This window comes from Leucobacter sp. (genome assembly GCF_053528595.1).
The window spans coordinates 1-23,146 of sequence record NZ_JAIVPF010000002.1 but is presented as its reverse complement, the minus strand read 5'-3'; the positions used below and the strand labels follow the sequence as shown (position 1 = coordinate 23,146).

General features: G+C 68.7%; 22 protein-coding genes. 19 read left to right on the top strand and 3 right to left on the bottom strand.

Going from position 1 to position 23,146, the window contains the following annotated elements; all coding sequences use genetic code 11:
* Positions 1-67: 67 nt before the first annotated feature.
* Positions 68-3,601, bottom strand: a complete 3,534-nt coding sequence (mobF, locus tag ACWKZU_RS00230) for a MobF family relaxase (protein WP_449280439.1) — start codon at positions 3,599-3,601, stop codon at positions 68-70.
* Between the two features lie 152 nt (positions 3,602-3,753).
* Here mobF and ACWKZU_RS00225 point away from each other — a divergent pair, with 152 nt between their 5' ends.
* Positions 3,754-4,176 (top strand): heavy metal-responsive transcriptional regulator, encoded by a 423-nt coding sequence (locus ACWKZU_RS00225; RefSeq protein WP_449280382.1) that lies wholly within the window; start codon positions 3,754-3,756, stop codon positions 4,174-4,176.
* On the opposite strand, the gene ACWKZU_RS00220 is transcribed toward ACWKZU_RS00225, so the two are convergent.
* Positions 4,173-4,505, bottom strand: coding sequence for a four-helix bundle copper-binding protein (locus tag ACWKZU_RS00220; protein ID WP_449280381.1), 333 nt, complete (start codon positions 4,503-4,505; stop codon positions 4,173-4,175). The two genes, ACWKZU_RS00225 and ACWKZU_RS00220, sit on opposite strands and share 4 nt — an antisense overlap.
* A 192-nt stretch (positions 4,506-4,697) precedes the next feature.
* Here ACWKZU_RS00220 and ACWKZU_RS00215 point away from each other — a divergent pair, with 192 nt between their 5' ends.
* The 11 genes from ACWKZU_RS00215 (at position 4,698) to ACWKZU_RS00165 (ending at position 16,670) form a co-directional block, all read left to right on the top strand.
* A complete protein-coding gene (locus tag ACWKZU_RS00215; RefSeq protein WP_449280380.1) occupies positions 4,698-4,907 on the top strand; it encodes a heavy-metal-associated domain-containing protein in 210 nt (69 codons plus the stop codon).
* A 39-nt stretch (positions 4,908-4,946) separates the two neighbouring features.
* Complete coding sequence (locus tag ACWKZU_RS00210; protein ID WP_449280379.1) at positions 4,947-7,394, top strand: heavy metal translocating P-type ATPase; 2,448 nt, start codon at positions 4,947-4,949, stop codon at positions 7,392-7,394.
* 445 nt (positions 7,395-7,839) lie between these two features.
* Entirely contained in the window at positions 7,840-8,763 is a 924-nt protein-coding gene (locus ACWKZU_RS00205; RefSeq protein ID WP_449280378.1) for a helix-turn-helix transcriptional regulator, read from the top strand.
* A gap of 228 nt (positions 8,764-8,991) precedes the next feature.
* Entirely contained in the window at positions 8,992-10,092 is a 1,101-nt protein-coding gene (locus ACWKZU_RS00200) for an ArdC-like ssDNA-binding domain-containing protein (RefSeq protein ID WP_449280377.1), read from the top strand.
* Positions 10,092-11,000, top strand: a complete 909-nt coding sequence (locus ACWKZU_RS00195) for a bifunctional DNA primase/polymerase (protein ID WP_449280376.1) — start codon at positions 10,092-10,094, stop codon at positions 10,998-11,000. The genes ACWKZU_RS00200 and ACWKZU_RS00195 overlap by 1 nt, the downstream gene beginning before the upstream one ends.
* The gene (locus ACWKZU_RS00190) at positions 10,997-11,773 is read left to right on the top strand and encodes a DUF2637 domain-containing protein (protein WP_449280375.1); all 777 of its coding nucleotides are present in this window, start codon (positions 10,997-10,999) and stop codon (positions 11,771-11,773) included. Before ACWKZU_RS00195 ends, ACWKZU_RS00190 begins: the two co-directional genes overlap by 4 nt.
* Positions 11,770-12,237: a hypothetical protein gene (locus ACWKZU_RS00185; protein ID WP_449280374.1), complete on the top strand. Its 468-nt coding sequence runs from the start codon at positions 11,770-11,772 to the stop codon at positions 12,235-12,237. The genes ACWKZU_RS00190 and ACWKZU_RS00185 overlap by 4 nt, the downstream gene beginning before the upstream one ends.
* A gap of 89 nt (positions 12,238-12,326) precedes the next feature.
* On the top strand, positions 12,327-13,253 hold the full coding sequence (locus ACWKZU_RS00180; RefSeq protein WP_449280373.1) for a hypothetical protein: 927 nt from the start codon (positions 12,327-12,329) through the stop codon (positions 13,251-13,253).
* Positions 13,250-14,272, top strand: a complete 1,023-nt coding sequence (locus ACWKZU_RS00175) for a ParB N-terminal domain-containing protein (protein ID WP_449280372.1) — start codon at positions 13,250-13,252, stop codon at positions 14,270-14,272. Before ACWKZU_RS00180 ends, ACWKZU_RS00175 begins: the two co-directional genes overlap by 4 nt.
* A gap of 50 nt (positions 14,273-14,322) precedes the next feature.
* The gene (locus ACWKZU_RS00170; protein ID WP_449280438.1) at positions 14,323-15,012 is read left to right on the top strand and encodes a hypothetical protein; all 690 of its coding nucleotides are present in this window, start codon (positions 14,323-14,325) and stop codon (positions 15,010-15,012) included.
* A gap of 14 nt (positions 15,013-15,026) precedes the next feature.
* Positions 15,027-16,670: a M23 family metallopeptidase gene (locus ACWKZU_RS00165; protein WP_449280371.1), complete on the top strand. Its 1,644-nt coding sequence runs from the start codon at positions 15,027-15,029 to the stop codon at positions 16,668-16,670.
* 87 nt (positions 16,671-16,757) lie between these two features.
* Here ACWKZU_RS00165 and ACWKZU_RS00160 read toward each other — a convergent pair whose 3' ends face one another.
* Entirely contained in the window at positions 16,758-17,141 is a 384-nt protein-coding gene (locus ACWKZU_RS00160) for an ArsR/SmtB family transcription factor (protein WP_449280370.1), read from the bottom strand.
* 90 nt (positions 17,142-17,231) lie between these two features.
* Between ACWKZU_RS00160 and arsM the strand changes: the two genes are divergently transcribed.
* From arsM to ACWKZU_RS00125, 7 genes are all read left to right on the top strand, one after another.
* Positions 17,232-18,050, top strand: a complete 819-nt coding sequence (gene arsM / locus ACWKZU_RS00155; protein WP_449280369.1) for an arsenite methyltransferase — start codon at positions 17,232-17,234, stop codon at positions 18,048-18,050.
* A 44-nt stretch (positions 18,051-18,094) separates the two neighbouring features.
* Positions 18,095-19,210 (top strand): ACR3 family arsenite efflux transporter, encoded by a 1,116-nt coding sequence (gene arsB / locus ACWKZU_RS00150; RefSeq protein WP_449280368.1) that lies wholly within the window; start codon positions 18,095-18,097, stop codon positions 19,208-19,210.
* On the top strand, positions 19,207-19,611 hold the full coding sequence (locus ACWKZU_RS00145; protein ID WP_449280367.1) for an arsenate reductase ArsC: 405 nt from the start codon (positions 19,207-19,209) through the stop codon (positions 19,609-19,611). Before arsB ends, ACWKZU_RS00145 begins: the two co-directional genes overlap by 4 nt.
* A 129-nt stretch (positions 19,612-19,740) precedes the next feature.
* Positions 19,741-20,007, top strand: a complete 267-nt coding sequence (locus ACWKZU_RS00140) for a DUF6112 family protein (RefSeq protein ID WP_449280366.1) — start codon at positions 19,741-19,743, stop codon at positions 20,005-20,007.
* A gap of 110 nt (positions 20,008-20,117) precedes the next feature.
* Positions 20,118-20,459, top strand: a complete 342-nt coding sequence (locus ACWKZU_RS00135) for a DUF6112 family protein (RefSeq protein ID WP_449280365.1) — start codon at positions 20,118-20,120, stop codon at positions 20,457-20,459.
* Between the two features lie 44 nt (positions 20,460-20,503).
* Positions 20,504-21,925, top strand: coding sequence for a conjugal transfer protein TrbL (locus ACWKZU_RS00130; protein ID WP_449280364.1), 1,422 nt, complete (start codon positions 20,504-20,506; stop codon positions 21,923-21,925).
* A gap of 6 nt (positions 21,926-21,931) precedes the next feature.
* The coding region (locus ACWKZU_RS00125; protein ID WP_449280363.1) for an SCO6880 family protein at positions 21,932-23,146 on the top strand (1,215 nt) is incomplete at its 3' end.

Sequence of the window (23,146 nt, the reverse complement as noted above, 5' to 3'; positions counted from 1 at the left end):
GCTTCGAGACGGCAACCTTGTGATGCGTTCCTGCTAGCTCGGATGCCCCGCCGCATTTGGTAGTGCCTCATAGGCGCGGTCCGCGGCGTACCGGCGCGGTCGGAGGACGCTGCTGGTCGGGTTCGTGCTCAGGGGCGAGTTGGCGCAGCGCAACCTCTGCTCTGGCTCGGTCGATCTTCTGCGCCGTGCTTTCCGGTGCCGTGCCCAGGGGCCTGTCATCGGTAATGCCGTAGCGGTCCCGGTAGGCAGCAATGGTGCGAGCGTGCCGACGCCAGACCCGTTGCTTCGCCTGATCGCGAGGCGGTGTCCCGAGTGCCTTCGTCCAGGCGGCGTCCTCCGCCTGGGCGCTGTCGAGTACGGCATCCGCCCGCTGCTCGATCAACTCACGTCGTTCTTCGAGCGCTTGACGCATGTCCTCGGTCATCGATCCTCCAGCGTGTGGGATGAGCCCGGCGACTAGCCGCGGTGACTTGCGGACGCGGCCAGATCCTGCTGGCCGTGCGGTGGCACGGGCGACGCGGTGGTGCAGGACGGAAGCGATGTCGTCGGCATCATCGAACCCGCGAGCGGTCACGAGGCGTGGGAACAAGCGGTCGAGGTCGTGATGGTTGGCCTCTGCGCGGCGGAGTTCGGCGGTCAGCGCGCCGAACGCGTCGGACTCGATCACAGTGTTGGCCTGTTCCTCACTGAGACCAGCGGCGTGGATGAGGGTGGCCCAGCGGTCGTGCTGTGCGGCAGCGGCGATGGTCTCGTACTCGGCAGCAAGCTGAGCGATCGAACCCCAATGATCCTGCTCGGCAGTGATGGTCTCGTGCGCGGACAGCTCGGCACCGACGTGCTGGAGTACCCCGTAGAGCACGCTGCGGGCGGTGGCGTCGGGGTTGTCGCCCGGGTGCGGTTCGGGGTGGGCGTCGTCGGGCCGGTCCAGGACCACATAGGCCTGGTTGGAGTGCTTGCCGCGGGTCATGGCGACGTAGAAGTTCTCCCGCGTGGTCGTCGGCTCCACCAGGACATGTGCTGTGTCGACAGTGACGCCCTGCGCCCTATGCGCGGTGACCGCGTAGCCGAGGTCAACATGCTCGGACACATACGACGCGGGCAGGACGATCGAGCTGCCGAACCTGCGCTCGGTGGGGCGGATGGTGATTGAGCCGTCGTCGCGGACGTCTTTGATGGTCCAGGTGTCGCCGTTGCGCACCCAGTTCTTGCCGTTGCGCAGGCGCCGGTCGTTGCGGCGGGTGATGATCGTGTCCCCGACCCCAGCGGTGGTGCCATCGGTCAGCTCGACCTCCCGACCGGGCGTAAGGGTGCCGTCAAGGATCAGGTCCGCGCGGGCACGGGTGTTGAGGGTGGTGACGTCGTCGCGGGTCTCAGCGATCAGCACCGACACCCGGCCGGCTTCTCGGTCGGTGCGCCAGGCGGTGTAGGCGGCGTCGGTCATTGCTTCGCCGTCGCCTTCGTGGATGCGGTGGTGGTCGAGATAGGTGTCGATCACCTGCGTGCGTCCGTGCCGCAGGGCGAGGGAGGCGGTCTTCTCCCATGCGTTGGTGAAGCGGTGGACGTCGACCAGTTCGGGAGCATCGTCCCGGTGGCTCACGAGCAGGTTGAACGCTCCGCCGGCGTCCACGGATTGGAGTTGGGCGAAGTCACCGACCAGCAGCACCTTCGCCCCAGCGCGTTCGGCCAGGTGGGTGATGCGGTCCAGGGACAGGGTTCCGGCCAGGGAGGCTTCGTCGATGATGACGAGCTGACCCATCTGGAGGTCCTCGCCGTGGATGAGGTGGTTCTGCCACCACTTCGCCGTGTTCTCGGTCTGGATACCCAGATCGTCGGCGAGGACCTGCGCGGCCACGGCGGAAGGTGCCAGACCGACCACCGAGCCCTTACCGTGCTCGGTCTCCCACGCCCGGCGCAGGGCATTCATCGCGGTGGTCTTCCCGGCGCCCGCCGGTCCCACCAGCACGTCGAGCATCCGGCCAGAGACGGCGATCTTCATGAGCGCGTCGGCCTGATCCTCCCCGAGCATCCGACCCTTCGCATCGGCACGAGTGGTGATCTTCTCGACCGTCGCCAGCGGCACGGTCGGCCCGGTCGTGGTGCGGGAGCGGTCGAGCAGTCGGTCCTCGGCGGCCAGGAGCAGCTCGGAGGAGAACACGGTCGAGTGCTTGGGTCGGAACACGCTGGTGCCGTCCACCCGCCGGAACGCGGCCGGGCTGGTGGCGAGGTCGGGCGGCGTCAGCCGGAGCGAGGCTTGCTCGGCGGCATCGGCGATCATCGCGACGACGGCTTCGCGGTCTTGCATGGTGGCGAAGCGCCAGCCCATCGTCTGCCGGGATGCCTCGGCCATGAGGTTCCATCGCCGCCAGGTGGACCGCTTCTCACCCACCACTCCGACCACGGTCTGGCCGAGTTCCCCGATGGCATCGAGCGGCACGTCATCGGCGCGCAGCAGCAGCGGCTTGTCGTTGTCGGTGACGGCGAGCGCCCAGTCGGTGGCGTCCTGGCCGAGTACCCCGGTGGCGCGGATGCGCCACTCGGCAGTCAGGTCGGCCAGCGACCGCACCTCCTTCTCCGGGCGTGTGGCAAGGGTGGCTTGGGCGCGCAGCTTGATCACGGTCGCCGTGGAGGGTTGGCGGCCGTGCCGGGCGACGTACTCGGCGATGAGCCGGTTCTTCTCGGCGTCGATGTGTCGGGCACGGGTGGAGAACTCCTGGACCAGCTCCTCTGGCACGGTGCGGATCGCCCAGGCCGGGTTCCGGTCCCGGCCCATGTCCCTTGCTTCCCACTCGACGCCGAAGGTGCGGGTCATGTGGTCGGCGAACACCGCCTCGTGCAGCTCCGACAGCGCGACCACGGCGGCGTGCATCGGCCGCCCATCCAGACTGCGCCATCTGCCGTCAAACGCGGTCTGCACCTTGTTGCTGATGACGACGTGGGTGTGCAGGTGGGGGTCGCCGGCACGGGAGTCGAAGTGATCGAACGCCGTCGCCACCAACCCGGTCACATCGACCTGCGCAACGGCCCCGTCCCCGGCGGTTGCACCCGAGCGGGTGGCTGCAACCTCGCGCTCCATGAACGCAACCACCTCCGCAACCGCCGCATGATGCGCCTCCCCAATGAGCGCTTGCGTCCCTGCATCGGCGACCGCCCACAACGCCGATGCGGACTTCGGAACCGAGAAGGTGAAGTCGAACCCGGCCACCGCCCGGCGTCTGCCGCGGTCGGTCTCCTCGGCCTCGATCTGCGCGACCGCCTCGCCCTTCGCGCCCGGACTCATGGCGGGGTCGAGGTCGGCGATCCGTGCCTCGATCCGCTCCGGCACCGACTTGTAGGCAGGGAACGCGCGCCCGAGCGGGTCGCCGGTGATCGGATCACGGCCCATCCCCATCAAGAGCTGAAGCTGGGCCTCCGACACCCGATCTCCAACCGCGAGCTGCCCCTTGCCAAGTGAGACGACGCCGGACCCGAGCCACTGGCCCGGCGGTGTGCCCGCCTCCACGTAGTACCTCGTCAGCGGCGTGGACAGGGCGCGGTCGCCATCCGCGGCCGCGATCGTGCGCAGTAGGTACTTGTAGCCATCGCCCGCCGACATCACGCGCATCGAGACCGTCACCACGCCACCGCCTTTCGACGGTCAGGTGAGCAGGCGTTGACCGCACGAAGTGCTGTCAACGTTGGTTGACACCTTGATCTGCAAGACGCGTGATGACTTCGAGAGTGGAAGAACCTTCCATCCAACTGTAAGATGCAGGAATGAAGATTGGCGAGTTGGCGCGCCTCGGTGACCAGAATCCGAAGACGATTCGGTACTACGAGTCCATCGGGCTTCTACCGGAACCGCCTCGCACGCCGTCGGGTTACCGAGACTACGACGCGTCCTACCTGGACCGGCTGACCTTCATCCGGACAGCCAAACGCTTGGGCATCACGCTAGATGAGGTGAAGGAGATCCTGTCGTTCCGAGAGCGAGGGGTGGCACCCTGCTCCTACGTCCGAACCCTCATCGATGCGCAGATGCACAGCATCGAGCGGCGAATCCGAGAACTAGAGGACCTTCGTGGGCAACTCACTGAACTGGCGACCGAAGCCGACCGCCTGCCGGAGGTGGGCGGTACCTGCCGACTGATTGAGCATGTCCGACAGAAAGCCGGGACCGAGGCGCTAGGGCATCGCTAGGCGGTGGCTTCTGCCATCTCTCGGCACGCCTCCGCGGCGGTCCGGCAGGCCTCCGCGCACTCGATCATTTCGGTGCGGTAGCACTCTGTCGCGCATCGGTCGCAGGCATCAGCGCACGTCTCGCACATCGCGGCGGAGAACTGGCTGTTGCGCGCGACCAGTGTGATGCACGCCTGACAGAGTGTGGCGCACTCGGAACATAGCGAGATGCAGTCGGCCAAGTCGGCGTTGCCTTGGGCTGCGCAGTCCCTCGCGCACGCTTCACACTTGGCGACGCAGTCGGCGAGGACGTTGATGAGCTGCTGGGTTCGGTCGTCGATAAGTGCCATGGCGGATCGTTCCTTCCGTTCGGGTCTCTCCTTGCCTGGTCATGACCACCTTTGACCTTCTCCTAGCTGGAGGGTCAACCCCTCCGCCTGAGGCGGACTCTCCGGCCGGCGTGGAATATGCCTTGCCCTCCTTGCTTGACCTTCCACTCAACTGGAAGGTTTATGGTTGGTAGCAACCAGAGGAGGTGTGCTGTGACGACTTATACGTTTCGCGTCGAATACATCCATTGTGGAGGCTGCGAGAACGCGATCCGCAAGGCGTTGACGCGCCTTGGCGGCGTGAGTGACGTCGCCCCGGACTCCGCCACCAACGAGGTGACGGTGAGCTACGACGATTCCCAGACCAGCACCGAACAGATCGCCGAGCGGCTCGCCACGGCCGGCTATCCGGTCATCGGCTGAGACGCCGCGGCAGACGACCAAGAAGCGGAGACAAGCACTGTGACCCAGACGGAACAGCCAGACCAACTGTGGGCGGAGGAGCCGAGCTACCTCGCCGGGCACGCCCGCATCCGCGCCCGGATTGCGGGCCTGCACTGCTCCTTGTGCACGGGCACCATCGAGAAGGCGCTGGGCCGCCAGCCCGGGGTGGACAAGGTCGCGGTCAGCCTGACCCACGAGCAGGCCTTGGTCGACTACGACCCGAACGTCATCCGCCCCGAGGACATCCTGGGGACGCTGCGCGACATCGGCTATGACCTGTACGACCCGCGCAAGCTGCGGCCGTTCGAGGAGGAGGAGGCCGACCTTGTCCGGGAGGGTGAGCGGTTGCTGGTCGCGGTCGCGGCCAGCCTGACTGCCATCGCCCTGACCCTGGAAGTCTCCGGCATCTGGTCGGTGCTGGTGCCCGCCTCGGTCGTGGCGCTGATGGTTCCCGTCTCCTACGCGATCCTGCGCCCGGCCGGTCGGGCCCGCTCCGCCCTCGGCACCCTGGCGATGATCGCTCCGGCCGCGCTGGCCTATTCCGGGCGTCAGTGGGGGCTGATCGGCGAGACGGCGGCCGGGTGGCTGACAGGTGCCCTGGCCCTGACGGTGGTGTTCGCCGTCGCCCCGCACATTCTGAGCATGGCCTACCAGGCCGCGCGGCGGGGCATCCTCAACCAGCACGTGCTGCTAGAAGTCGGCGCGTTCGGCGGCATCGTGGGCGGGATCATCGGCCTGACCGGCGCCTTCCCCGACTACCCGACCGCGCCGTTCTTCGCCGTGACCGTGCTGGTGACGAACTACCACATCTTCTCCGAGTGGCTGTCCCTACTGGTCAAGACCCGCTCCAGCCAGGCTGTGCGCAAGCTGCTCGACCTCCAGCCGGACACCGCCCGCCTGGTCCACGACGGCACCGAGCAGGAAGTACCCGTCGCCCAGATCGCGGCGGGTGACCTGGTGCGAATCCGGCCCGGGGACCGGGTCCCCGTCGACGGCCGAGTGGTCGAGGGCTACTCCACCCTCGACCTGTCGCTGGTCACCGGAGAGCCCGTCCCGGCCGAACGGTCTGCCGGCGGAGAGGTGATCGGCGGGTCCATCAACGGCGCCGGCACCCTGTTGGTGGAGGCGACTCGGGTCGGGACGGACAGCTTCTTGGCCCAGGTGGTGCGCCACGTCGAGGACGCCCGGGCGCTCAAGCCCGGCATCTTGCACCTGGTCGACCGCGTGTTGCGCGTCTACACCCCCACCGTGTTGATCGTGGCCGCTCTCGCGTTGGTCGGCTGGCTGCTGGGGTCCTGGGCGCTGGCCGGCGAGCCCGACGTGCGCCGGGCAGTGTTCGCCGGCATCGGCGTGCTCGTGATGGGCTACCCGTGCGCGGTGGGTATCGCCGCGCCGCTGGCGATCGTGCGCGCCGCCGGGGAGGCCGCCGACGAGGGCATCATCATGCGCACCGGGGAGGCGTTCCAGACCTTCGGCCAGGTCCGCACCATCGTGCTGGACAAGACCGGCACCCTCACCGAGGGCAAACCCGCCGTCCGCGAGATCGAGGCCCGCACGAACCAGGCGGACCTCCTCACGACCGCCGCGGCAGCCGAGCAGTACTCCGAGCACCCGCTGGCCCGGGCTATGGTCACCGCCGCAGCTGACCGAGGCCTCACCCTGGCGGCGTCCCGGGACTTCACCTCCGTCACCGGCTTCGGTGTCACCGCCACCGTCGATGGCCGCGCCGTGCTGGTCGGCCGGCCCGACTTCCTGATCGACTACGGCCTCGACCTGAGCCCCCTCGCGGCCACCGTCGAGCGGCTGGAGAGCATCGGGCGCACCGTGGTGACCGTCGCCGCCGACGGGCAGCTGCTTGGGGTCATCGCCCTCGGTGACGAGATCCGCTCCGAGGCGGTCGAGGCAGTCGAGCAACTGCGCGCCGCGGGGATCACCCCGGTGCTGGCGACCGGCGACAACGCCCGCGCCGCTGCCCACGTCGCCGCGCAGGTCGGCATCGAGAAGGTCCGGGCCGGGGTGCTGCCCGAGGACAAGGCTGAACTTGTGCGCGAGCTCCAGGCTGGCGGCACCCGGGTGGCCATGGTCGGTGACGGCATCAACGACGCCCCCGCCCTGATGCAGGCCGATGTCGGCATCGCCATGGGCGGCGGCACCGACATCGCAGTGGAATCCGCCGATGTGGTCATCGTCCGCGACGACCTACGCGCGATCCTAACCGCGCGTGAGACAAGCCAATTCAGCTACCGCCGCACCCGGCAGAACGTCGCCCTGGCGTTCCTCTTCAACGGCATCGGCATTCCGGCAGCCACCACCGGCCTAATCTACCCCGTCTGGGCGATGATCGCGATGGCCCTTTCCGTCACGGCCATCTTCGTCAACTCCCTCGGCGGACGACCCTCGCTGCTATTTGAGGCCATTGGCAGCGTCGGACGGGCCCCCGCTCACCAGACGGAGCAGCAGCGCTGACCCGCACGCACTTACTTTGCGGCGGCAGCGACGAAGATGGTGATCGGTCGGTCGACGCCTAAGATCAGTGGGCTGTCCGCGGCGGAGTCCTTCGAGAACACCGAAGGCAAAGGCGTCCAAGGCGTTGTCGACGGCCACACCGTTCTTGCCTACCGAAACGCGATGCTAGCCGCGTTGTCCCGGTGCCTCATGGGGACCTTCGAGGCGCGAAGCAGGTCGCGGAGGCCCAGGGCAAGACGGCAAGCGCGATCGGCCGGGACGGGCAGGCGCGTGCCTTGGCCGTCGCCGTCGATCAGAGCGCCCGTGGTGGGCATGTATAGCCAGGTGTCGTTGAAGTCAGGCGCGGTCGCGGGCCCGGCACCTTCGGGCAGGGCATATCCATTTCGGTGAACGTCATTTGTGGAGCATCCGCCGCGACTATAAGTCGCAAGGCAGGCGAGTAGAGATGGAGGGCTTAGATTCACCCGATATCGGCTGGTTCGCGCCGGTCGTCGCACGCACGCGATCGGTACGCCGCCCTATCGCGCCTGTGGCTTACGACTGTGTGAAGTTGATCTTTGTCCGCGCGGGCTCAGCGATCTTGTTGAGCGAGTTCGGCGAGAAGCCCGTAGCCGCCGGAGACGTCGTCGCGCTAGGTACCAATACATTGTGTGGCAGTGAACCTGAGCGCGTGATCACCGTGACCACTCTCTATCTCGATCACGACTACGTGGTCGATCAGGTGTTCTGGCAACACGTAGCACAGCTAGCGGATCGATGGGACGCGCAGGACTTTACCCAGAAGTTGTACTCGGAGCCAGCTCAGATCCTGCACCTCGGCGAGGACCGTGCCGGGATGCTGATGCCGTGGCTTGATGAGCTTGTTGCGCTGAGCATCGATGGCCCCTCACCAGAGCAGTTTTATCGGCTGCAAGCGCTCCTTTTTGCCGTCCTGGATGTGGTAGCGCCGTACGTCAAAACGACCGCGACGCGGAGGTCGCCAACACAACGCAAATCGATGCGACCCGGTCTGCCACGCCACCGCCGGTTCGCGCCCCTGCGGGCAGAGGCCAGGGCCGCTGCCGATCTACTGCGCGCTGATCCAGCCCGTCGGTGGACGTTGCGAGAACTTTCCGGCGCCGTGCACCTCTCCCCGTCCCAGCTCGGGCGCGTGTTCGTCGATGCCTACGGCAAGACGCCGATGACGTACCTGACGACGCTGCGTGCCGAGCACCTAGCCCGCCTGCTACGCGAGACGAACTTGCCTGTCGAGCAGGCGATGCGGGAGGTCGGCTGGCGCAGCCGGGGCCACGCTGCGCGACTGTTCCGCCAGGCCGTCGGCCTCACCCCCGGCCGGTACCGGCAGCTCAGTCGGCACGAAGAAGCCTGACCGTTTCGATACGCATCTTCGCATTTGCGATACGCCTATCCGCATCATCGACCGATCCGGCGCGTATCCGGGTTACGGGCTGGTAGGCCGGGAGGGACTCGTTGGGTTCACCGCCGTTCCTGACGGTCACCGTCGTTGTCCGTCTCGTCTGTGCTGGTGGTCCCGGCGTACCTGATGGTCACCGAGCCCAGTTTGGCCCGGTGCTCAGGGTAGCGGGAGGACACCACGATGGCCACGACAAGGGAGCAAGCCAAAGCCGCACGGGAGGCGAAGCTCGATGAGCTGCACGAGCGCCTGGCCGGCGCGGTCGAGCAGCTCGTCTCCGGTGAGGACTGGGCGCGTGCGCTCGCGTTCGCGGCACGGTTCAGGACCAGATCGTTCTCCAACACGCTGCTGATCTGGGAGCAGCACCAGGCAGCGTTCGAGGCCGGCCTGGTGCCCGACCCGTTCCCGTCCTATGTGGCTGGGTATCGGCAGTGGCAGGGCCTGGGTAGGCAGGTGCAGAGGGGCCAGCCGGGGTATCAGATACTCGCCCCGGTCACCGGACGCTTCGCCACCGCCACCCCGGCGGATGCGGAGTCGTGGCGCCGCCTCGGGAAGGGCGAGAAGCCACGTGCCGGTGAGGTGGTGCGTTCCAAGATGGTCGGCGTCCGTCCGGCCTACGTGTGGGACGCCTCGCAGACCGCCGGTGACCCGATCCCCGAAGCACCTGCGCCGAAGCTGCTGGAGGGCCAGGCCGCGGCAGGGCTGTGGGAGGGCCTGTCGGCGCAGGTCGAGGCGGCGGGTTTCTCGGTTTTGGGGGTGCCGCATGAGGGGATGATCCACGGGGCCAACGGGATGACCGACTACACCGCGAACACCGTGGCGGTGCGGGAGAACATGGACCCCGCCGCGCAGGTCAAGACCCTCGCCCACGAACTCGGCCACGTCCTCCTGCACGGTCCCGACGCCGAGGAGGCACGTCAGCATCGCGGCATCGGGGAAGTAGAAGCCGAATCCGTCGCTTTGATGGTCGGTGCCGCACACGGAATGGACACGTCCGGGTACACGATCCCGTACGTCTCAACCTGGGCGGCTCGCGTCGACGGGAAAGAGCCGGTGGAAGTCGTCAAGGCCACCGGGGAGCGGGTCCGCAAGACCGCCCTGGCGATCCTCGACCAGCTCGACACGACCCAGGTCGCCGACGGCACCCCGCCGTGCCTTGGCCGCGAGACACCCCAACGCAGCGAGCCAGCGCACGAACGTGTGGCGTCTCGGCGACCGGTGGCCTCTGCGCCTGAGCCACGTCCCACAACCGTCTCGGTGGCTCCGGCTGGACGGGGGCTGTGATGGTCGCGCCGGAGGTCCTGACCGGCGTCCTGGCGCGGGCCGCGGATGCACCGTCTCTGTCGGCGGCGGCGCGGAAGCTCGCCGCTGGGGTGCCGGTGTTCCCGTGCGTGCCGGGCGGCAAGCGTCCGTTGACCGAGCATGGCTTCCACGACGCCACCACCGACCCCGACCAGATCGCGGCGTGGTGGCGTCAGCACCCGACAGCGAACATCGGCGTGCCGACCGGCGTCGCCTCTGGGGTCGTGGTGGTCGATGTCGATGTCCACGGTCCGACCAACGGGTTCGACGCCTTTGGTCGCGCGCATGAGGCGGGCCTGGTGGACGGCTGGCAGCTCCTAGTTTCCACTCCCTCAGGAGGGATGCACGCCTACTACCCAGCGATGCCCGGTGGCGCGCAGCGGTCGTGGCAGGCGGCCCGCGCTGGGGTCGACTTCCGTGGCGACGGCGGCTACATCGTCGTCCCACCCTCAGCCGTGGCCGGTGAGCGAGGCCGCGCGTCCTATCGGGTGCGGCGGATCAACCCCAGCCGGGCGGCGTCGTTGGGTTCGGATCGGTTGCGGGACTTCCTCGACCCCCGCCCCACACCGGCAACGCGTCCGGCCGGCCAGGTGCGCGACGTCAGCGCCGAACGACTGGCCGCCTGGGTCGCTGAACGACCTGAGGGCGAGCGGAACCGCGGCCTGTTCTGGGCAGCGTGCCGCCTGGCCGAGAACAACACCCCACCAACAGACGCCTACGCGGCTCTCGCGCCTGCCGCCGAGCATGCGGGTCTCACCAGGCACGAGGTTTCGGCGACGATCCATTCGGCCTACCGCACCGCCCAACCCGCACCGCACCCATCCGCCGACCAACCTGGCGAGGAGCCGCGCAGGGTGCCACAGCGCGCGACGGAGCGAGTGCTGTCATGAGCCCGCCGAGCAGTCTGGTGGTGCGGCGTCGCGGTGGACGCCTCGCCGTCATCACGGCCGTGGCCGGGACGGTGCTGATCGCCCTCGGCGCGTTCTGGCTCTCCTTCACCGCGCTGGCCGACCTCGCGCGCCGCTCGGGCGTCGACGAAGGGCAGGCGTGGGCGTGGCCCCTGATCGTGGACGGCATCATCGTCGTCGCCACCGTCTCCGTCGTCGCCCTCGCCGGCCAACGATCCGCCTGGTACCCCTGGGCACTCCTCGCAGCGGGCGCCATCGTCTCGGTCACCGCCAACGCCCTGCACGCGGTGGTCGCCGCCGACGCCGATGTGCCCGGTGTGCTGGCCGCGTCGGTGGCGGCCGTGCCACCGTTGGTGCTGCTGGCGATCACCCATCTGACCGTGATCCTGACCCGGCCCGTGCCGGGATTCGAAGCACTACAGCCGCTCGTCGGAATCGGAGACGCACGCAACGAGCCGACTGAGACCGTGTCCGGCCCACCGCCCGCCCTGCCTGGCGACCGGGCCACTGCTGAGTCGGTGCGGGCTGAGACACCCCATGACGAGGAACAGGCCGAGACCACCGTGGTCGATGGGCCGGTCGGGCGGGATAGGCGAGATGTCGCCGCCTCGCTGCGCGGTCAGGGGTGGTCCAACAAGCGCATCGCCCGCCACCTCGGGGTCCATCCCTCCACGGTCGGTCGCTGGTTCACCGCCGCGCACCTTCCCGACGACACGACCGACAAGGGCACCTCCAGGGAGGCGAGGACACCATGAGCACCACCACCGACCCCGGCCGCGACCGGCACCACCACCAGCACCCCACTGATCGTCGACGCCAGTCCGCTGACCAGGACACGCCCCGCGGGGTCCGCGAACCGGCGGAGGAGACGGCGCCGGAGGCGATACGGGCGGCCAGGGCCGCCCAACGCAACCGCGGTATGGACCCGAAGAGCGTGGCCGATGCGCGGCGGGCGCGGGGTGTGGAATGGGTGCGGCCCGCCGATCTGCTCGCCCGTCAGTCGGCGACCCTCGCGGGGCGGGGTATCGACTTTGAGGTCGAGTTGGCCCGTCGCACCCGCAATCTCACCGGCCACGTCACGCAGGCCAGCGGCCGCGGTCTCGGCAAGGCCGGCAAAGCCATCAGTGAGCGCGCCCGGCGGCTGCCGGACGTCTCAGAGTTCGGCCGCGGGAGTCGGCACCAGTCGTGGGTGAGCCGTTCGGGGATCGGGCTGGGGTGACCACAGATGTGCGCCCCCACCATCACTCCGCCGCTGCGGCCGGTGGTGTGGGGACGCGCGTGCACCTACCTGTCAGGAGGTGCCAGACCATGACCACGACCACCGACCAGCACGTCCGACAGGCTCCCGACGGCGAGGGCGGGGAGGACTTCACGAGCAGCGACGGGCTCCGCGCCCTGCTGCACCGGCTCCACGAAGCGGGACCAGGCTCATGGAGCCATGATCCGACGGCCGCGGGACTGATGACCCACACCGCCGAGAAGTACGAGCCGCTCGCCAGGAAGCACGGCTTGGACCCGTGGGAGGCCGCCAGCGCGGCGTTCAAGGTGATGATCACCCGCGCCGCCCGCGAAGCACGTGACCCCTGGGCGGTGATCACGCACGCGGTGCGGATCACCTGCATCTTCGAAGAACGCGCCCAAGGACTGCTCTGCTCGGTGCACCAGGCTCGTCGCCCGCACGTCTCGGCGTTCCACGACCCGGAGCGGTTCTCCGACCGGGAGAACCCCCTGGCCGACTATCACCCGGCCTTCCATATCACCGACCCCCACAACCACGAGGACGCCGACGCGGAGACGGACGCTGCCGGGGCGGGCTCTGATGGTGGTGGGCGCGGCTCGGATCGGGCGTGCATGTCCGCCGGGTCGGCGGCCGAGGACGCCATCGCCTTGTTTACGCTGCTGGGCTGGGAGCCGGCCACCGCCAGGGCTGGGGTCGAGCATGTCTGCGGGGCGCTGACCAAGACCGGCACCCGCCAGAGCGCCTACGAGGCGCTGCGGCGGGACAAGCACGCCCGCGCGCTGCTGGACATCCCGCGCTCCTCGTGGACAGCGCTGCTGCGCGCACTGCTAGGTAACCCGCACCCCGCCTACGCCGCCACCGGCACCGGGCGGGGTGTGCTGCTCCGGCTGCTGATCGGCGAGACCCTGCCGGTGCTGCTGCGCGACGACGACCTCATCCTGACCATCGCCCTGGCCGCGCCCGGCCACCCCGAGCCTGGTGGTGATCGGTCGTGACCGCACCGGCGGGATACATCGAGCTGGAGCGCACCGTCGACTCGATCCGGGTCGGGCGCCGGCACCGCACCGCGTTCGGCAACATCGACGAACTCGCTGCCTCGATCGGGCGGGACGGGCTGTTGCAGCCCATCACCATCACCCCCGACGGGGTGCTGGTGTGTGGGGCCAGGCGGTTGGCGGCGATCAAGAAGCTCGGCTGGCGCAAGGTCAACGTCTGGGTCCGCTCGGGCGTCTCGGATCGACTGGGCCATCTGCTGGCCGAGCAAGACGACAACGTGCTCCACAAGCCGTTGACCCAGACCGAAGCCGCCGCCCTGTATCGGGAGCTGAAGGCGCTGATGGCCGAGGACGCCGCGCGGCGCGAGCAGGCGACCCAGTTCAGCTCGGAGAATCAGCCCGGCACTGACGGGCGGGCAAAATTTGCACCCCCGTCGCTCGGACCCGCTGGCAGGACACGCGAGCAGGCGGCCGCGATGATCCCCGGCGGGGCCTCGCACACGACGCTGGAGAAGATCGGCTACCTCCAGAAGATCGCCGAAGACCCCGCCCAACCCGCCGAACTCCGAGCACAGGTGAGCGCTGAACTGGAGCGCATCGACGCCGGCGCTGCCGTGCATCCGATCTATGAGGCGATCCGCGCCGCCGCCGAGACCGCCAGAGAACGACGGGAGGTGGACCTGCATCAGCTTGCCGCCAACGCCCTCGCCCGCGCTAAGCAGACGAAGACCGGTAAGCGCCCGCCTCGTCCCCGACCGGTCACCGACGACGACGGCGAGCCCGCCCAGTACCCGGTGCGGGCATTCGTGCTCACCTGGGGCGAGCTGGAGCAGTGGTGGACCCACTACGACGCCGAACACCTCGCCGTCGAGCTGAGCGATGAGCAGATCGAGTCCTTCCTTGCCACGGCCGAGGGCACCAGCCGATTCGCCGACGAACTGCGCACCCTGCGCGACCGCGACCGCGAGGCCGCTGACGATGAGCCGGTGCCGGCCCGCGCCCATCTGCGTGCTCTCTGACGGCCACCCTTGACCTGCCTCGGTTGGTGGTGGGAGTGCACCTGGTGGGTATGAAGACTCCCGACCTCTCCGAACCCCGGACCCGCCGCCGGGTCATCACCGCCCTCGCCGCGGCGGTCATCGTCCTCGTGCTGACCGGTGTGGGCGTCTACGGCCTCCTGGCCGGACCACCCAACCCGGACCGCGACGATGACGGCGGCAGCCCTAAGCCGAGCGTCACCGCACCATCCGATCCGGTGCCCACCACGACACCGCGGCTGCCGGTGGTGCGGGCTTCGGATGATCCGCAGGCCTTCGCCCGCAACGTCGCCACTGCGTTGTTCGAGTGGGACACCGCGTCGGGGTTCATGCCTCTGGACTACACCAGCGTGGTCCTCGACGTCGGCGACCCCACCGGCGAAGAGCAGGCCGGGCTGGCCTCAGACATCGCCGCCTACCTCCCGTCCCGCGATGCCTGGCTGGAGCTGCGGCAGTACGCCACCACCCAGCACCTCACCATCGACAACACGTTCGTCCCCGAAGCCTGGGAGACAGCGGTTGAGCAGGCCCAGCCCGGCCAACTCGCCGAGGGCACTGTCGCGGTCACGATCGAGGGCACCCGCCACCGCACCGGGCTCTGGAACGACGAACAGGCGACCTCCGAGCACTCGGTGGCGTTCACGGTGTTCGTGGTCTGCGGCCCGACCTACGAGACCTGTCACCTGCTGCGGCTGTCCCAACTCGACAACCCCCTCCGATAGGCAGGTGACGCGTTGTGTTGAAGAAGCTCGCCATCGCCGCCCTCGCCCTGGTCCTCCTCGCACCATCGCTAGTGTTGATCGGGATCGGCGTGGTGATGAACCCCGCCCTGAGCGCCACCGGCTCCTGCACCATCCCCGGCGGCTCCAATGTCACCGTCGGCGACGTCCCCGACGAACTGGAGGTCACCACCGCGAACGGTGAGACGTTCACGCTGAACCGAACCCAGCTCACTCACGCGGCAATGATCATCGAGACCGGCAACCGCATCGACGGGGTGACCCGCGACGGCCTCCAGATCGCGTTGATGGCCGCGCTCACCGAGTCCACCCTGCGGATGCTCGCCAACACCTCCGCCTACCCGGAGTCCGCGGACTACCCCAACGACGGCGACGGCTCCGACCACGACTCCCTGGGTCTGTTTCAGATGCGGCCGCAATCCGGGTGGGGCACGGTCGCCGAGCTGATGGACCCCGTCTACCAGGCTGAGGCGTTCTTCGGCGGCCCCACCGGACCCAACCACCCCTCACCGCGGGGGCTGTTGGACATTCCCGGATGGGAGGAGATGGACAAGGGCGAGGCCGCCCAAGCCGTCGAAGTCTCCGCCTACCCGGACCGGTACCGCAACTACGAGCCGGTCGCCGAAACCATCCTCACCGCGCTCACCACGACGAACACAGCCGCCACCGGGACGAGCGGATCGACCGGGGACGCTGTGGTGCAGACGGTGGCGGTGGGGTCGTCGCGGGTGGTGTTTCCGATGCCCGAGGGCACCTGGGTCCTCACCAGCGAGTACGGGCCACGCAGCCACCCCATCACTGGCGAGGACTCCTTCCACACCGGCACCGACTTCGCCGCACCCGACGGCACACCCCTCCTCGCCGCTGCGGACGGCACGGTGACGGTGGCGGAGTTCTCCGGCGGCTACGGCGGCCTCATCGTCATTGAGCATCAGATCGACGGCACCACGGTCGCGACGGTGTACGCGCACATGTGGGAGCACGGCATCCGCGTCCAGGTCGGCGACCAGGTGACGGCCGGCCAGCACATCGGAGACACCGGCAGCTCCGGCAACTCCACCGGGCCACATCTGCACTTCGAGGTCCGCCTCGGCGGCACGAACGGTGAACACACCGACCCCGCCGCCTGGCTCAACACCCACAACGCCGCCGACCTCCCCGAACCCGAGACCGGCACATCCCAAGGCGACTGCGACACCAGCAACGGTAGTCCCGGTGGTGAGCCGGAGCCGGTCGACGGCGACCCCGACCGCCTCGTGCCCGACCCGACCTCGGATGGGCAGATCACCGCGCGGATGCTGCACCTCTACACCCAGACCATCGCCGCGTTCCCCGACACCTCCTGGGCCTGCTACTCACCGCGGCCCGGCACGGTCTCGGAGCACCCGCTCGGGCGGGCCTGCGACGGGACGTTCGGTAACGCCATCGGCGAGGCGGCAACCGGACCGGCACTTGACCTCGGCTGGGAGGTCACGAACTGGATGCAAGAGCACGCCGAGACCCTTGGCATCGAGTATTTGATCTGGCAGAACCAGATCTGGTCGACCGCCCGAGCAGATGAGGGCTGGCGGCCCTACGAACGCGGAACCGACGTCACCACCCGGCACGACGACCACCTGCATGTCACCGTCCGGGACTAAGGCCCGAAGTTACATCTAATGTGCGATTCGTACATTTAATGCACGGGGTTGGCGCCGTTACGCAGGCCAGCCCCGTTGCCCCAGCGATCAGCAGGACGAGGCAGGCGTACCCGCACCCAAGGTGTGCGGGTCGAGCGCGGCGGAGAGCATCGAGAGGATCTCGGGCACGATGGCGTAGTAGGCCCACTTGCCGCGCTGCTCGCGGGTGACCAGGCCGGCGTCGACGAGCTGCTTCATATGATGCGAAACCGTGGGCTGGGAGAGCCCGACCGGTTCGGTCAGGTCGCACACGCACGCCTCACCGCCGGACTGCGCCGCGATCATCGACAGCAGCCTGACGCGGGTCGGATCACCGAGAGCCTTGAACATCCGCGCCAACCGCTGGGCGTCCTCGACCGCGAGCACCCCGCCCGTGACCGGAGCACAGCACCCGCCCGCATTGGCGGTGATCAGGGGCAGTGGAGTCGTCATGGCTCTGATCCTACGCCACACATTGACAACTGTCGATACATCGAAGAGTATCAATACGTAGTCGGATTGCCTGACCCCGAGGAGGACATGATGAGTGAGAACACCGAGCTGCGCGAGCAGGTCCGCGCCCGCTACGCGCAGGCCGCGACCGCCGTGACCCGCGGCACCCGCAACGCCGACCTCCTGGCCGAGGAGACCCCGGCAGGCTCGTGCTGCGCCAACACGCCTGCTGCTGAGGAGACCGATTCGGATTCGTGCTGTGCTCCGACCGAGCGCAGCTTCGGCGCGGGCCTCTATGACGACGCGACCGCCGCCGGCCTGCCCCTCGAAGCGATCGAGGCGAGCCTCGGCTGCGGCAACCCGACCGCGGTCGCCGAACTGCACGAGGGTGAGCGGGTGCTCGACCTCGGCTCCGGCGGCGGCATCGACATCCTCCTCTCCGCCCGCAGGGTCGGGCCGACCGGATTCGCCTACGGGGTGGACATGACCGACGAGATGCTCGCGTTGGCCGAGAAGAACAAGGCCAAGGCCGAAGCGACCAACGTGGAGTTCCTCAAGGGCACCATCGAGGACGTGCCGCTGCCCGATGGGGCGGTCGACGTGGTGATCTCCAACTGCGTCATCAACCTCTCCACCGACAAGCCCGCCGTGCTCGCCGAGATGTTCCGCGTCCTCACCCCAGGCGGGCGGATCGGGATCTCCGATGTCGTCGCCGAAGACCGCCTCACCCCGGCACAGCGGGCCGAGCGCGGCTCCTACGTCGGCTGCATCGCCGGAGCCCTATCCCAGACCGAATACCTCGACGGGCTCGCCAAAGCTGGTTTCGCGGATGCGAGCGTGGAGTTCACCCACGAAGCCGCCGACGGGATGCACGCCGCAATCATCCGCGCCACCAAGCCCACCCGCTAACCCAGCCCGCGCCAGCAGCGACGACGAGGAGCCCGAGACCGAGAATGCCCGCACACCAGAACACCACCAGCACCGCGACCCCGACGCAGGCCCCGGCCGCGAAGCGCCTGTCCACGCTGGACAAGTGGCTGCCGGCCTGGATCGGCCTGGCCATGATCGCCGGGCTCCTCCTGGGCCGGTTCGTGCCCGTCCTCTCGGATGTGCTTGCTCGGATGGAGATCGGCGGGATCTCGGTGCCGATCGGCCTGGGCCTACTGGTGATGATGTACCCGGTGCTGGCGAAAGTCCGCTACCACAAGATCGCCGCCGTCACCAGCGACAAGCGCCTCCTCATCTCCTCGCTGGTGCTGAACTGGCTGCTCGGCCCGGCGGTCATGTTCGCCCTCGCCTGGCTCTTCCTGCCCGATCTGCCGGAGTACCGCACCGGCCTCATCATCGTCGGTCTCGCCCGCTGTATCGCGATGGTGGTCATCTGGAACGACCTGGCCTGCGGCGACCGGGAAGCCACCGCCGTACTGGTGGCGATCAACTCGATCTTCCAAGTCGTGATGTTCTCGGTGCTCGGCTGGTTCTACCTCACCATCCTCCCCGGCTGGCTGGGCCTCGACACTCAAGGCCTTGACGTGTCGGTCGGGCAGATCGCCCTCAACGTCCTCGTCTTCCTCGGCGTGCCCCTGATCGCCGGGTTCGCGACCCGCTGGATCGGCGAGAAACGCAAGGGCCGGGCATGGTACGAAGACCGCTTCATCCCGCGCATTGGGCCGTGGGCGCTCTATGGGCTGCTGTTCACGATCGTGCTGCTGTTCGCCCTCCAAGGCGACGCCATCACCTCCAACCCGCTCGACGTCGCCCGGATCGCCCTGCCGCTGCTGGTCTACTTCGCGCTCATGTGGTTCGCCGGGCTCCTGCTCGGCAAGAGCCTCGGCCTCGGCTACGCCCGGTCCACGACGCTGGCATTCACCGCGGCAGGCAACAACTTCGAACTCGCCATCGCCGTCGCGATCGGCACGTTCGGCGCCACCAGCGGCCAAGCCCTCGCCGGAGTCGTCGGGCCGCTGATCGAGGTGCCCGTCCTCGTCGGCCTCGTCTACGTCTCCCTCTGGACCGCACGCGCCTGGTTCCACACCAACCCCTACCAAGCAGAAAACGGAGCATCATGACCACCCCGCCGATCCCGATGGTCTTGTTCGTCTGCGTCCACAACGCCGGACGCTCCCAAATGGCCGCCGCCTACCTCACCCGCATGGCCGCCGGGAAGATCCACGTCCGCTCCGCCGGCTCCGAACCCGCCGACCAGCTCAACCCCGCCGTGGTCGAGGCCATGGCGGAGGTCGGTATCGACATCACCGCCGAGCGCCCGAAGCTGCTCACCACGGATGCCGTGCGCGCCGCGGACGTGGTGATCACGATGGGGTGCGGCGACACCTGCCCGATCTTCCCCGGCAAGCGCTACGAAGACTGGCAGCTCGACGACCCCGCAGGGCAAGGACTCGACGCCGTGCGCACCATCCGCGACGACATCGAGAACCGCGTCTGTGGCCTCGTCGCCGAACTGACCTAATCCCCGGGTCGCCCGGCGCACCTGCCGGGCATGGACCTCTCCCTCTTCACGCATAGCCCCGGCCAGTCTTGGCCGGGGCTATTCCGTCATCTCCATCATCGGACCCTGCCGGTGGGGAGCTGATCGGTCATGGACGTGTTCCCCGACTTCGACGGCCTCGAAGGGATCGGTGACCTGCGCGAGGTCATCGGCGCCCTGCTCACCTTCGTGCTCATCATCGCGGTACTGATGCTGATCGTCTGCGCCATCGTGTGGGCGCTGTCGACCGCGAACGGCCACCACTCCGCCGCCACCAAAGCCCGCATCGGCGCCTGGACCGCCCTCGGTGCCGCAGTCCTGGCCGGCGGCGGCGTGGCCTGGCTGAACTGGCTGATCGACCTCGGCCGACAACTCTGAACCACACCCCACCAGCGGCCCCCTCATCGGCTCCGACCGTGTGGGGCGGGCGGTGCACCTGATCGACGAGAACCCCGTCTCTCGCCGACGCCCCGAAGGAGCACCCCGTCATGACCGTCCTGAGCCTGCTCACCGAAACCACCACCGCTGCCGCCACCACGTTGCCGGCCGTGCTGCCGATGAACGTCGACATTGACCCCAACGACACCGGCCTGCCCGGCATCAGCCAGCTCCGCACGATCGTCGGCGCCGTCATGACCATCGGCCTCATCCTCTCCGTCCTGGCGCTGATCATCTCGGCGATCGTCTGGGGCTTCGGCGCCAACAGCTCCAACCCCAACCTCGCCGGCAGGGGGAAGATCGGCGTCCTCGTGAGCTGCGGCGCCGCCGTCATCTGCGGGGCGTCAGTGACGCTCATCAACTTCTTCTGGGACGTCGGCCAGCAGGTCTGACCCCATCCACCAACCTTCGACTCTGCGTTAGGGAGTGATCTGCGGTGGGTGTATGCGATATCCCCCTCGTCTCAACCGTCTGCGACACCGCCGGCGAAGCCGCCGCCAGCCTGGTCTCCGCCCCGTTCGACTGGCTCGCCGGCGCGATGGGCGCCGCCGCCGGATGGTTGTTCGAAGCCGTCTGGACGGTCTTCGACACCACCACCCTCGTCGACGTCACGTCGCCGGAGTATGTGGCGGTCTACAACATCCTGTTCGGCATCGCCGTGTTCGTGATGCTGCTGTTCTTCTGCCTCCAACTCATCACCGGACTCATCAGACGCGACCCCACCGCGCTCAGTCGTGCCGCCCTCGGGCTCGCCAAGTCTGTGCTCGGCAGCTTTGTGGTCATCACCCTGACCGCGCTGCTGTTGGAGATCGTCGATCAGCTCTGCATCGGGATCATCCAAGCCGCCGGAGAGACCACCGAGTCGATGGGTGACAAGATCACCCTCCTCGCTGCCGGGCTGGTGGGCATCAACATCGCCGCACCCGGCGTCGGGGCGATCATCACGATCTTCCTCGCCGGTCTCGCGATCAGCGCAGCCGCGATCGTCTGGCTCAGTCTTCTGGTGCGGAAGGCGCTGCTGCTGGTCGCGATCGTCCTCGCCCCGCTGGCGTTCTCTGGCGCCTCCTGGGATGCCACCAAGGGGTGGATCAGCAAGTGGGCGATGTTCGTCATCGCCCTGATCGTCTCCAAGCTCGTCCTCGTCGTGATGTTCCTGGTCGCCATCACGCAGGTGTCGGCACCGATCGATGGGGACCTGGCCTCGGTGGCGGACCCGATCGCTGGGATCGTGCTGATGGCGATGGCCGCCTTCGCGCCCTACCTGACCTACAAGTTCCTCAGCTTCGTCGGGTTCGACATGTACCACGCGATCGGATCGGAGCAGGACGCCAAGAACGCCCTCAACCGGCCCGTCCCGACTCCGGCGAAGCCGCAGGGCGGGAATGAGCCGAAGAAGGTCCTCGACGACAGCAGTGGGGGCAAGGGCGACAACGGCGGTGGTGGTGGGAAGAAGCCGCCGGAGCCGAAGAACCCGAAGCCGCAGGCATCCAGCGGCACTGCTGGCTCGGCGGGGGCCGGTGGTGGGAAGGCGGCCGCGAGCAGCGGCGCCGGGGCAAGCGGTGGAGCAGGCGCCGGCGCTGGTGCTGCGGCGGCTGGTCCCGCAGCCGCGGCCGTGGTCGCGGCGAAGGTCGCCAAGGACGCCGCGACCGCTGGACCCAAGGCCGGCAAGGCCCTGGGCAACCAGGGCGAGGCCGCCGCCGACTCCGCCGGCCAGACCGGCAGCACCCCACCGGCCGCGCAGGCGCCACCGCGATCAACGCCGGCACCGAAGACACCCACCGGCGGGCCGTCGGGTGCGGAGGTGCGTCCTCCGAAGCAGCCTCCGCCGCCTGCACCGAAGCCGACCGGGAAGGAGTGAACCCTCGTGCCTACCAAGCAGAACGAGAGTGCTGTGGCCTCGGCGGAGTTGGTGCCGGTGAAGTTCTCCCGTCTCACCCGCCGCGGGGTGTTGTTGGGGTTGTCCCTGTCGCAGCTCATCACCCTCGCCACCGGCGTCCTGTCCATCGTCGGAGCCCTCTACGCCGGGGGTGGCATCCTGCTCGCCTACACCGCCCCGGTCTGGGTGATCGCCGCCGCCTTGACGTGGATACCCATCGCCGGGCGGCCCGCGGTGGAGTGGCTGCCGGTGGCGTTCTGGTGGCTCTGGCGTTCGACCGGCGGACAGCTCCTCTATCGCCGCCGCGTCGTCACACCCCGCCCCGTGGGCACCCTCGCGCTGCCCGGCGACCGGGCGCGTCTGCGGGAGTACACCGACCCCGACACCGGGGCGGGGATGATCCACGACCCCCACGCCCAGACGCTCACCGTGGTCTGCGAGGTGTCCCATCCGGCGTTCGTCCTGTTGGACCCTGGTGAGCAGGAACGGCGGGTCACGTCTTGGGGCCGGGTCCTGGCGACGGTGTGCCGCTCCGGCCGGATCGCCACCCTCCAAGTCCTCGAACGCACCCTGCCGGACTCGGGCACGGGGCTCGCGGAATGGTGGGCGAGCCACGGCACCGCAGACGGCACCTGGGCCGCGACCACCTACGCCGAGCTGATCGACCGCGCCGGCCCCGCCGGCGAACGCCACGGCACCACCCTGAGCTTGTCGTTGGACATGAAGAACGCCGCCCGGCAGATCAGAACCGCCGGCGGCGGTATCCGCGGCGCCGCCGCCGTCCTGCGCCAAGAGATGTCCACCCTCGTGGCCGCTCTGCGGTCTGCTGACCTGACCCCCTCGGGCTGGCTGAGCCCGGGTGAGATCGCGGTGATCCTGCGCTCGGCGTATGACCCGGCGATCGCCGCCACCTTGGAACGCCACGGCGAACTCGGCCAATCCCTCGCCACCGCCGGACCGGTCGCGGTCAACGAGTCCTGGACCCGGCTGCGGACCGACTCCGCCCACCACGCCGTGCTCTGGGTCTCCGAGTGGCCCCGCTCGATGGTCTATCCCGGCTTCCTGTCCCCAGTGCTGCTCTCCACCGGTATCCAACGGTCGTTCTCGCTGATCTGCACCCCGATGCGCTCCGACCAGGCCGCACGGGACATCCGCAAGAAGAAGGTCGAACACATCTCAGACGCCGCTCAGCGGGCGAAGATC